Origin of the sequence: Agriterribacter humi (genome assembly GCF_009192765.1) — a bacterium.
Taxonomy (GTDB): Bacteria; Bacteroidota; Bacteroidia; order Chitinophagales; family Chitinophagaceae; genus Agriterribacter; species Agriterribacter humi.
Genome location: NZ_VOHQ01000002.1, coordinates 376,242 through 388,201, shown reverse-complemented (window position 1 = coordinate 388,201; position 11,960 = coordinate 376,242). Strand labels below are relative to the sequence as shown.

The following is an 11,960-nucleotide window of genomic DNA, read 5'->3' as shown; positions in this document are numbered from 1 at the left end:
TCCGACAAAAAAGCAAAAGTGCCGCAGAAATGCAGTTTTGCTCATAGCACCTTGTAGCACCGGATAGCACAAAATATAAGTAAGCAAAACTATTGCGGCGCTACTTCAAGCAGTTACCTTTGCATTGGTTTTTTCATAGGATATTGGATTTAAAACGGGGAGCATGTCTATGCAAATTTGATTAATACGAATGCCTTATGTTTTGTAAAAATAGTATCCGTCTGATGATAAAACCCCCTATAATATATCCAAATTCTATGCTTTTATAACATCCCGGTAAAGTATACCCGATACTACGGATATTATAGTGTGTTGTTCAGGTACGTGTATGACCGGCAGTAAACCCGATATAAGATTTCCGTCGGAAAAGCGCTTTCCTAAACAATACATGCTGAGGAGCAAACTGATCTGAAATATGGGCCTGCAGGGCTATGCATACGTAATTTGAAGAGAAGATAAAAACGAAACCTGTCCTTCATTCCGTTCATAAATATTTTAAAAATCACGATCTATATATCAGATACCTCAGCGTCCAAAAAATGTTAGCATTGACACATGCCGTAACCTGAGCTGATTTGTGAATTCATAATAGGTTCTCAATGCGCAAAAAAATACAAACTTGAGAGAGCCAAAGTATTTATCATGTCCAATGATGAACGCTTCCTCCGTCCATTGCTCAACCTGGTGAGGACCACGGTTTCGCTTATTACATGAAACAACAGAAGCCGAATGGCAGATGATTTTCGCCGTGGTTCGTGTCCGCACGAAACACGCAATCATGCTGATCGAAGCACCTGCAATGATTAAAGCGAAGACGGATTCCTCCCTGCCTGCCCTTTAGGCAAGCTTCATAGGAATAACAGGGTGTAGTAACAGGGTTCAGCTTTCGTGATATAGCCGGACAAAGTTCCGCTGCTCGTCATGCCTAAGTGGCTGACAACACATCCGCTATATGAATTGTTTTCAAAGCCAGTTTATGTTTTCGGATGTACCCATCCAAATGCAGGAGGCAGGATAAATCTGTAGAAATAATATATTCAGCGCCCATTTCAATTGCGTTTAATACTTTTTGTTCTCCCATTCCAATAGAGATGGGTTCAAACTTTACCGCAAAAGTGCCACCAAAGCCACAACACACTTCACAATCCGGCGCCTCAATCAATTGCAGTCCTTTCACATGGCGGAGCAGTTTCCTTGGAGCCTCCTTTATGCCACACTCCCTCAGGGCGCCACAGGCATCATGATATACAGCCGAAGCTTTAAATGCAGCTCCAATATCTTCTACATTCAAAACAGTAATCAAAAATTCCGTGAATTCATATACAGGCAATTGCTGATGACGCATTTCTTTTTCATGCCCGTCATTTTCGAGTATCTTACCATAATAATTTCTTACAAATCCAATGCAGGATCCGCTTGGCGCGACTATGTACTGATTTCCCTCAAAGTCATGCACAAATTTCTCTGCAACGCTCCTGCATTCATCCCAGTATCCGGCATTGTATGCAGGTTGCCCGCAGCAGGTTTGTTCCGTATTGTAATGCACCGTACAGCCTGCCTTTTTCAATACTTTTATCATATTAAAAGCAGTTTGTGGATACAACTGATCTACAAAGCAGGGAATAAAAAGATTAACATGCATACACAATAGTATTAGTAAAGGGTGGATGTAAACAAATCATCATCCCCTGTAACTTTTGAAATAATTATTGCCCGGTTGCTTTCCACAGCTCATTAAAAGTTTTTGGGGCAAAGTCCGGAAGGCTCCTGTTATCACCCCAGCTTTTCCGAAAAAGGAGTTTAATCATAAAATTTTTAATCCTTCCATTTGTCATGTTCATCATTGCACGGTTCAGGCAGGCCTTCTTCCATAGCAACCATCCTATTTTTTCACTACGGGAACCGCAATGGGCTTTTACCGACTTATTGCGGTTATACAACAAAAGCTCATGAAGGTTAATATGAACCGGGCACACCTGGGTACAAACCCCGCAAAGCGATGAAGCATAACTGAGGTGTTTATAGGATTTCAGCCCACTCAGATAAGGGGTTATAACCGAACCAATGGGCCCGCCATAGGTAGCATTATACGTATGTCCACCAATATTTTTGAATACCGGGCACACATTTAAACAAGCACCGCACCGGATACAAAACAGGCTTTCCCTTGCTGTAACATCGGCAAGTATATTGGTCCTTCCGTTATCCAGCAATATCACATACATATCTTCGGGACCATCTGTTTCATTTTCTTTCCTTGCACCGGAAAAAATGGTATTGTAAACGGTTACCTGCTGTCCTGAACCATGCGTTGCCAATAAAGGCCAGAACAAGGCAAGGTCATTTACAGATGGCAATATCTTTTCAATACCGGTAATGGCAATATGCGTTTTAGGAAAACTGGTACATAATCTTGCATTCCCTTCATTTTCTGTTACAGCCACAGCGCCGATATCAGCCAGTAAAAAATTTACCCCGGTAATTCCTATATCTGCATCCACGTACTTTTGCCGGAGTATTTGCCTGGTAAATAATGTAAGCTCCTCAGGAGCCAAACCGGGTGGTGCATTTAATTTATCATGAAATAACCTGGCCACTTCCTCCCTGCTTTTATGCATCGAAGGCGCTACCATATGATAGGGTGCCTCTCCGGACAATTGCTGTATATACTCACCAAGATCGGTTTCCACTACTTCAATACCATGCCGCGATAAAAAAGGATTCAAATGAATTTCTTCTGTAACCATGGACTTACTCTTGACAACACTTTTAGCCTGTTTCTGTTTGCATATTTGCAAAACCGCGTCCAGCACTTGCTGCGGGTTTTCTGCCCATATTACTTTGCCTCCCCTTTCTGTAAATTTTTTTTCAAATTCCAGCAGGTATTTATTTAAGTGCTCAATTGTCTCCCATTTTATATTTTTGGCTCTTTTGCGCGCTGATTCAAGATCCGGGAATGCATTTTTTCCCTTCTGAAAAGCAAGATCCGATTGCATCAGGCTATAGTTAATTTTCCGCCTGTGTTCCAGATCCGTTGCTTTTACCCTGCTTTCCTCCTGAAAAAGTTTTTCCTGTTCATGCATACTCAACAATATTTATAGCGCTATTTCTACAATGGAATGTACGCTTACCGGTGGAACTACAAATTCAATGCGATTACCGGCATAGGTGAAATTAATTTTCTCTCCGGTGGGCTGTAGCTTAACTGACAGCGGCTTTGTGCCAGCTTTATAACTTATTTTTAAGCTGCCGGTGGAAAGCAATTCATTATAAGCCATTACATTTTTATTAAAATGGTCTCCGGATGAATTAATAAGATGAATGTAGGTTCTCCCGTTTTTTTTACCCAGCACAACGTGAACATTATCCGAACCGGTAACTTTTACCTGTGGATCAGGAATAAGAGCGGAAATTACATTACGGATAAGATTATTGAATACCGGGTTTCTGTATTGATTATATGCAACCGACATATCCATGAAAAATGCTGCTATCTTTCCTTTTCCGAAATTATTGATCGTTGCAACCGGATAATTTGTGGGATAACGATAATCGCATTGCGTGTACACCAGCCCTTCTACCTGCACGCCGTTTTGGGGCAGCACTTTTTGCCAGTTGGTTTTAATTCCGGCGATCCCTCCTGTAGTTTTTCCACCCATATTGAATTGAAGTGTACTGTCTTTCCCGATGAATGAAACATTTAATTGTTCTTCAAATGCCTTGGAAGCTTTTGAACCAATGATCAGAACATTACCTCCTGCAGCAACATATGCCAGCAACTGTCTTTTAAGCTCCAAATTAAAATGACTCCATTCAGGTATGATAATAAGAGGGTATTGATCCATGCGTTCTGCCAGGTGATGATCCATCAAAATCTCAATGGGAAATTGGTTATCCAGAAGCAAATTGCTGATGCCTTCCATATGTGATGTCCAGCCATATACTCCAGGATTTTCCATTTTCCAGCCTTCCACGGAATACCACATAGCAATTTGTGGAATAACTTCACTGCCCTGGCAAAAAGGTTGCCGCTCCCTGCAGAATTCCGCCAACTTTTCCATTGCATCTGTATCAATCATTCTAAATGAAGCATCCCGGTTTTGCTGGAAATAAACCTGGAATCCGCCTCCCATCGCCATAACTTCGGCGGCCTCCTGCTTTAACTGAACCAATGATTTAGGGCTTTGAATTCCACCCATAAAATCAATCGGTACAAAACCCCATGCCATCAAATCCCAGGGTTTGCCCTGCAATGCCAGGCATCTTGCCTGGAAGGCAGCACTATACAAACCATTTTGTCCCGATACATCGCCGGAAAGGAAGTCTACATTAACGTCTACCTTTTCTGGCATCATGGAAGAATAGGCCCAATTGCTTGCTATTTGAAAGTCTGGTTTATAGGAATGTAATTTGTCAACATAATTTTTTAAGTACCTGCGGTAAACGACACGATTGTACTCAATCCACTTTTTATAATTAATGTCTGCAGCACCAGCAGGAACTTTTTTAAGTCCTGTTTCATCAAGAAAACCCTTTACAACTTCCGGAGAATAATCTGGTGCGGTTGACCAGCAATCACCATCTATCCAGGCCCCATCAATATTATAGGTGTCAATCATTTCCTTCAATTGCGGAATCATTAATTTTTCCGCATATCCACCGAGATAGGCCGCCTTGGTGGAATCAATTATTCCTTTTGCATTACGCCTTCCCCAATGAGGATTCTCATGAATGCCTTTATCGTCCCACAAACCGGAATAGTGAACATAAAGTGGCACATTAAATTTATTGGTAACATCTCTCCAAATCCGCATCGGGTCCTTTACAAAACTGTTAGCAGAATACCCAACAGATGTAGGATAGCTTGAATAACCGGGATGCCCTTTGCTGTCAATCTGTATATAATCGGGTCGGGTACGCTTCAGAAACTCAGCCAATAATGCTGTATCAAAGCGACTACCTAAAGATTTGTCTGCAGCCGTGGCATGAAAATCAAAATGAAAGCCCAGAAAACTTTCCGCACGTTTAAGACGCTGTTGCGAATTTGACGAAAACGGAATAATAATTGAGCTGCAGCAAAAAAGTAATAATTTTATTTTAAACATGTGGAATGGTTCAATTGTGTGATTAAACCTTATTGTGCATGAAATACTTCATCCATCGGTGCCCATATTTCTCCTGCCGCAGCAGCATCCGGCAATGGCTGCTGACAGGGGTCAGTTTCTCTCCACCAACGTTGTGTTACAGTATCTGACGCAATTTTTTTCATGTCCAGTTCATAATTGTCTCCTATGTATTCATAATAGCTGAACAAATAGTATTTATCCTCTATTTTTTTTAAATAGATTGAATAGTTACGGATATTACATTCCTTAATCTTTTTTAGTACGCCCTCCCATGTATTGGCATGGAGTTCTTTATAATAAGCTATCTTCTCTGGTTTAAGACCAGTAACCATTCCTATCCGAAGCGGTTCTTTTTTTGTTGCTTCAGTTTGTTTGTCCCGATCTGTTGCAGCAGGGCCCGTTTCACGGCAACTGTAAAAAGATAACGCCGCAAACAACAGGATGCAAGATGTATAGCATCGCATTTGAATTCATTTTAAAGGTTTAAAAAACGCCGTTATTCCGCTACTATCCAAAAAACATATACAGCACAACCACACAGGCAACCAATAATACCGATAGCAATTTATAATTTCCCAATCCTTTCCATCCTTTGCTTTGTAAGGGCTCCCATGGAGACCGCCAGAATAAAGTTTTACTGTCTTCCGTATGTTGCACAGGATAAGCAAACGACAACAGTACCTGCATTACCAGGCATGCGCAAAACAGGTAAAAAGCCATCATCATAAATGGTATCTGACCTATGATGCTTAATGGAAGCAGCTTATTAATAGTAAATACAACTACACCCAGCAAAGAGCCCATCCATAAAGTATATTGAGCTGATTTGGCCGATGCCTTTTTCCAGAATATTCCCAATAAGAAAACACAGGTAATTGGAGGTGCAATATGTGCAATGATATCATTTAACCCGTTAAACAAGCTCTCATAACTATTCAGCAAAGGCAACAATGCAACAGAAAATATAAGAGCAACCACCACTGCTATACGCCCCAGCTTTACCAACTGCTTATCTTTTACACCAGGTCTAAACCTTTTAACGAGGTCATAACTTACAAGTGTTGAAATGGAGTTCAGCGCTCCTGATACCTGGCTCATTAAACCGGAAAGCAATGCAGCCACTACTATTCCAATTAAACCAGTTGGTAATAATTGGGTGATCATGAGCGTATATATTCCTTTACTGTTAACTACCGCTTCACCAGACGCAGTAACTGTGGTGATGGAGCTAAGATCTATCAAACCTTTTTGCGCCAATCCATAGGCCATTAAACCCGGCACCACAAAAATAAACACAGGTAGTATTTTAATAAATCCGCAAAAGAGGGAGCCGACCCGCGCGTGGTTCTCATCTTTAGCTCCCAAAACCCTTTGAACAATGGTTTGATCAGCACACCAGTACCATATCCCCAATACCGGATATCCAAGAAAAACAGCATACCAGGGCATCTGACTGCTATCGCCATGAGGTCTGAGCATTGAAATCTTTTCCATAGCCTGGTGCTCTTCCAGTACCTGAACCAATGAGGTCCAGCCGCCCAGTTTTAACCACGACGCAGCGGTAATAACGATAGCCCCTGCAACCAATACTATGGTTTGAATAGATTCTGTTATTACAACAGCCCTTAAGCCTCCAATTATGGTATACACAGCAACCAATACGGAGATTACCGTAACACTTACGTACATATTAATTCCGAAAAGCGTCTCTAACACAATTCCCCCTGCAAGCAATGAAAAGGCAATATGGATAATAACCGCCGATACAATTGAAATAATAGTAAGCCAGTCGCGGCAGGCCGTGTTATACCTTTTTTCCAAAAAAACAGGTAAGGTGGGCACTTTAGACCTGATATAGAAAGGAACAAAAAACAATGCCAGTAAAATAAGGGTAAATGCAGCCATCCATTCAAAGTTGCCATTCAGCAGCCCCGTATCAAACCCTGATTGAGCAAGGCTCACAAGGTGAATACAGGATATATTCGTAGCAAATAAAGCCAATCCAATTACCGGCCATCTTAACGTTTTTCCAGCCAGAAAATACTCATCAGAGGCACTGCTTCTGCTCTTCTTTCTTTTTTGTAAACCAGCCCACAGGCCTACGCAAACAATAATGAGTATATACAAAATACTAATGATCAGATCAGGGGTTTTAATCATCTGGCAAGATTCAAATGTTCGTTAAACGTTACAACTCGTAATTAAATTAGGGGAAATATTTCATCAGCGTTTTGCGTATACAGCAAACTTCCTGATTTTCTTTTCCGCACTGCGCTTTGTTATTATCAGCCTCACCTGATTCGTTTCTACGGGCTCAATAACCTCCAGGCGCCTCCTTCCAATGCTTAGTCCTGAAGTTATCGTTTTCCATTGACCGGCAATATATGCTTCTGTTTTATATTGTTGTATATTTTGTCCGTTGTGGATGTCTTCTTCTATTTCAATCAATCCTACCCTGTTTTTTTCAGACATGTGTAAATTAATGGTATCTCCCTCCAGGTTTTGATTTGATTGTGCCAAGGGATGAGAGAACATGCTGCTTATTTTTTTCCCAAATTCATAGAGGCTTTTTACTTCATTCGGTGGAATTATTCCGCTGGTATCAGGCGTCATATTAATAAGAAGGTTAGCGCCACGACCGATGGACTCAAAATAAGTTTTAGTCATAAAGTCCATATTTCGTAATGTTTTGTCAGAATCCGGCACCCAAAACCAGGTGTCACGCGTATGAAGGCAGGCCTCTGCAGGTAACCATCCCGCATTCTGCGGGCCCACCCAATGAGAAAATCCCTCTCCCGGTTTTACTACATTCCATAATGGATATGCGGCCCATCCCTGCTCGCTTCCCGACCAGCGTATATCCGGCCGGGTGCCACCCATAATTACAGCGCCGGGTTGTAAATGCTTTACCATAGCGTGGATGGCATCACCAAATGCGGTACCCAATGGTTTCATCGTTTCAGGATCCATTACATCCCAGCCAAAAGGATCATAGGCGCCATCAAACCAGAGATATGAAATTTCACCATAGTTGGTCAGCAACTCTCTCAACTGTTCCAGAAACACCGGAAAATACCTATTGATGTCACCAACTAACTTTCTTTCTCCCTGCGGATCCGGTGTGCTGGTGCAGCCAAAATGCTTATCGCCCCCGGATACATAAAGCCCCACTCGAACGCCATATTTCCTGCAGGCCTTCACAAATTCACCTACTACATCCCCCTTTCCGTTTTTCCATGGCGATTGCTTAACGGAATAACCGGTTGTTTCAGTAGGCCATAAGCAATATCCATTATGATGTTTGGCTGTTAAAACGATATGTTTGGCGCCAAAAGATTGAGCTGTTTTTACCCATTGATCTGCATCCAGCTTAGATGGATTAAATAAATCAGCCACCGGAACGGCAAGCATATCGGATTTGATATAGGTAGCTGGTCCAAAGTGAATGAAGGCTCCGAGCTGTTCCTGCTGATACGTTAATTGTTGCGGAGACGGTTTGGTTTTTATTTCGTTTTGAACATTTTGATGTTGCGCCCCACCCGAAGGTGCTATCAGAACCGGCGCCCAGTCGCCTTTATGATCGGGGGATACAAAGGTTTGCTTTTGCGTATCCTCAAAAAAATACTCAAATAACTGTGCGGGGGTTCCATCGTAGGTAGCCCATTGCAAATCGCCTGCAGTTGTTTGATCACTTCCTGTAAAATATAATATGGTTTTACCATTGTAATAACACAATTCAACATCAGAGGCATTGCTTTCGGGTATTCCCGGATCAATCAATGGAATATTCCGAATAGACGGATCGAAGGTTATAAATGGCCGGCTGGCAGGTGCGTCTTCCCAATTCACCAAGTCCTTTGACCGGGTAATCCTGGTTTCGTAACCCATTTTAATATTTTCAAGATATAAGGTATAATACCATCCACCTTCATAGTATAAGGCAGGCCCGCCAACATATTTATCTTTTCCATAAACAGCACCGGGAATTTCTTTCCAGTTCACCAGGTCGTCTGATTCAAGATACCTGAATGTAAAGGGCTTCCAGGTGGGATCATTGGTTTCGTACAATAAAATGAATTTATCTTTCCCCCGGGTTACGGCAGTATTGTAAAAGAACTCCCTGGGATTGGCTTTAAATACAGTAACAGGCTTTGTCCATTTTTTTAGATCAGCGGAACTTGTCATCGTAATTTCAGTCATCTGGCGCCATGGTTTTCCTTTGCCATAACTACCTGCAAAAATATATACCCTGCCGTTGTGCGTTAGTACGGTCCCAAATCCATGATTTGTTAAAGCAACGGATACAGTCTTTCCGGTAGCAATATCTTTGATCCGCACCTCGTCCTCATGAAAGAAATCGCCCGGTTTGGCGCCCTTTACGTCCCAAAATTTTTGATTATTTTCCAGGAGATACAATTTATTATTAAACACAAAGGGTGATGATTCCACAAGCGGTGATCCCAGGCGTCCTTGTTTAACGATGGGATTTGTCCATGTTGATTGAGCCGATACACAACCTATACTCCACAACAAAATACCCAACAGAGAAGCCCGTTTTGTAAAGATTCCGTTTATCATTTTTCTAATATTATGCTGTCTGATTAATAAAAAGTAAATATCAACTTTAATGAAGCGTTCGTAAATAGAATATCGGTCTTTTTGGCTGGATTATTCGATTTAATCTTCGCTCATTATATTCTATTCCTGGTCTATCTCCCGGAAAGGCCCTTATGGCGCTGCAATTACCAGTTGCATTTCCCAGGGAGCCGTAAAGGGAATAACAAACTTCTGGTAAGGTCCGTCTTCTCCTGAAGAACTGATCTTCGTTTCTTTACAATTCATGTTAACTATTTTTATAGATTTAAAGGAGGTTCTTAACATCAATACTATATCACGGTAAGGGTCAAACGAAGAGTTGCTGAAAGCCAGTGCAAGGCCATCATTTTCAGGCGTTCTTATCCAAAGATTTATTTTATGAAATGATGCAATATAACCCGGCAAGGTTTCCCTGCTGAGCCAACGGAATACATTTTTAATTTGTGATGATTTTGACAGGTTGCCCATATAGCTCCAGGGATAATAACCTGCTACACAGATACGGCCGCCCAACCTGTTTTCAAATACACCCATGGTTATATTTCCTTTGTCCTGCCGGGAATAATCTATAAGCTTTGACAATGTCTCCGTAGCATTATCTGTTTTTTGTAAACTGTATACAGGTTCCCTGTAAAAGGATTGGCGGTTATCTCTTTCCCGGTCTGCAAACAAACCATTGAGTGTATGCCCGGTAAATTGTTCAATGCGGTCTGCAGATGAGGTATCAACTACTTTAAAACCTGTTAGTGCTCCATAACCCATTTCATTGAGCTGTTGCAAAGCCTCAGCGCTCATATACACACCTTTAGACAATAGGTTTTTTATTTCAACATCCGATAATGTGTACACGCTGTTTTTATCCAGCATAATTACCGAAGCATCTTTATAATTATAACTGGCAGGCATACCTGCTTCATATACTTCAGGTCTGATAACAGGATTGCCGCCGCTCAGCCATTTACCTTCGTTAATATTTACGGTAGCATAACTGTTTTTATCCCACAACACAGATGCACCGGATAATTCTTTTCTTCCCATACTTTTAACCATGCGGTCAAAGAAAGCCCGGGACTGATACAGTTTAGCCACCAGCGGCTCATATTCATCCAGCGGCTCATCATAAAAAGACAATACATTAAATGCCGCACCCGTGCAGCCCGCGGCAATATGCGAAGCAGCTTCCAGCGCTACAATATTGGCGGCTTTTTTTAACCGCTGGTAGGGAAAGTTCTCTATTTCAGATTGAATGGAAACAACGTCTTTGGGAAGAACAGATACCTGTCTTCCGATATCATGCGATTTTCCTGCCAGCTCTGCAGTATTGTTATCTACATAGTAACCACCACCCGGTCGCCAGCGAACTTCCGCGTGACCATTTCCTGAAAGTGTTTCTGCCCATTCATCGAAATCATACCCTTCAAAAAACCGGTCTCCCGTCATGAAACCCAGTGGCATAGAAGGTTTTAACTGATGTACTTCCTTCTCAATCATACTGAAAAGACGATGGATGGTATTACGGTTATGCTGTAACCAGGCAAGCCGTACACTGAGTTTCTGCAATACAAGTCCCTGTGATGATAAAAGTGCGAGATCCGTTCTTGTATATTTTTTACCGGTTTCTTTTTCAAAAATATCCATACAATTATTACAGAAGCAGGTAAGAGAAACCGGCATATGCCCTGCTAACCGTACGTCATCATCTATCCAGATATAATCAGGTTCTGCCCGCACCATCAGCCGGTATACTTCACTAATATATTGCTGAAAGTTTGTATCATTAGGACAATAAGATCCTTTGGATATACGCCCTTCAACATCCGTAACATGGGTATATGCACCCTGCAGGGAATTTTCCAGGTTTTCTTCGTGATGTCCTATCGTACTGAGTATATTCACGCCGGCTGCATACCCTCTTTTACGCGCCGCCTGCATCCGTCGTTTGAGTACAGTCATCCGCTCACGAAACACATCCAGCGGAAGCGGCGGATGTGTGGCAGAAGTAAAAAACGTGAGTTCATCTGTAACATCTTTATACCTGTCAAACAAATCAAGCAGTTCATTAAACCGGCTTTCAGAAAGCCATAGCGCCGGGCTGATACGAAAACTTACAGAAGCTTTTTCAGGTTCCTTAAATATTTTTTGCGCATGTAACTGTGTAGAGGCTTGCAGAAGTATACAATAGGTCAGTAATAGTGCGTATGCGCATTTATATAATATTGGATTGATTAATCGCATAGG

7 protein-coding genes are annotated in these 11,960 nt (G+C 41.8%); all 7 read right to left on the bottom strand.

The window, feature by feature from the left end:
* Window positions 1-925: 925 nt before the first annotated feature.
* Window positions 926-1,642 (bottom strand): (Fe-S)-binding protein, encoded by a 717-nt coding sequence (locus tag FRX45_RS04725; RefSeq protein WP_152267249.1) that lies wholly within the window; start codon window positions 1,640-1,642, stop codon window positions 926-928.
* 64 nt (window positions 1,643-1,706) lie between these two features.
* The gene (locus tag FRX45_RS04720) at window positions 1,707-3,083 is read right to left on the bottom strand and encodes a LutB/LldF family L-lactate oxidation iron-sulfur protein (RefSeq protein WP_152267248.1); all 1,377 of its coding nucleotides are present in this window, start codon (window positions 3,081-3,083) and stop codon (window positions 1,707-1,709) included.
* 12 nt (window positions 3,084-3,095) lie between these two features.
* Window positions 3,096-5,105, bottom strand: coding sequence for an alpha-L-fucosidase (locus FRX45_RS04715; protein ID WP_152267247.1), 2,010 nt, complete (start codon window positions 5,103-5,105; stop codon window positions 3,096-3,098).
* A 29-nt stretch (window positions 5,106-5,134) separates the two neighbouring features.
* A complete protein-coding gene (locus FRX45_RS04710) occupies window positions 5,135-5,590 on the bottom strand; it encodes an L-rhamnose mutarotase (RefSeq protein ID WP_152267246.1) in 456 nt (151 codons plus the stop codon).
* 43 nt (window positions 5,591-5,633) lie between these two features.
* Window positions 5,634-7,286 (bottom strand): sodium:solute symporter, encoded by a 1,653-nt coding sequence (locus FRX45_RS04705; RefSeq protein WP_152267245.1) that lies wholly within the window; start codon window positions 7,284-7,286, stop codon window positions 5,634-5,636.
* A gap of 63 nt (window positions 7,287-7,349) precedes the next feature.
* Window positions 7,350-9,704, bottom strand: coding sequence for an alpha-L-fucosidase (locus tag FRX45_RS04700; protein ID WP_152267244.1), 2,355 nt, complete (start codon window positions 9,702-9,704; stop codon window positions 7,350-7,352).
* Between the two features lie 150 nt (window positions 9,705-9,854).
* Window positions 9,855-11,957: a hypothetical protein gene (locus FRX45_RS04695; RefSeq protein WP_152267243.1), complete on the bottom strand. Its 2,103-nt coding sequence runs from the start codon at window positions 11,955-11,957 to the stop codon at window positions 9,855-9,857.
* Window positions 11,958-11,960 lie beyond the last annotated feature (3 nt).

Excerpts from the sequence above, each read along its gene's own strand:
- FRX45_RS04705 (WP_152267245.1), bottom strand. The coding sequence starts at position 7,286 with ATGATTAAAACCCCTGATCTGATCATTAGTATTTTGTATATACTCATT.
- FRX45_RS04695 (WP_152267243.1), bottom strand. The coding sequence starts at position 11,957 with ATGCGATTAATCAATCCAATATTATATAAATGCGCATACGCACTATTA.
- FRX45_RS04720 (WP_152267248.1), bottom strand. The coding sequence starts at position 3,083 with ATGCATGAACAGGAAAAACTTTTTCAGGAGGAAAGCAGGGTAAAAGCA.
- FRX45_RS04700 (WP_152267244.1), bottom strand. The coding sequence starts at position 9,704 with ATGATAAACGGAATCTTTACAAAACGGGCTTCTCTGTTGGGTATTTTG.
- FRX45_RS04715 (WP_152267247.1), bottom strand. The coding sequence starts at position 5,105 with ATGTTTAAAATAAAATTATTACTTTTTTGCTGCAGCTCAATTATTATT.
- FRX45_RS04710 (WP_152267246.1), bottom strand. The coding sequence starts at position 5,590 with ATGCGATGCTATACATCTTGCATCCTGTTGTTTGCGGCGTTATCTTTT.
- FRX45_RS04725 (WP_152267249.1), bottom strand. The coding sequence starts at position 1,642 with ATGCATGTTAATCTTTTTATTCCCTGCTTTGTAGATCAGTTGTATCCA.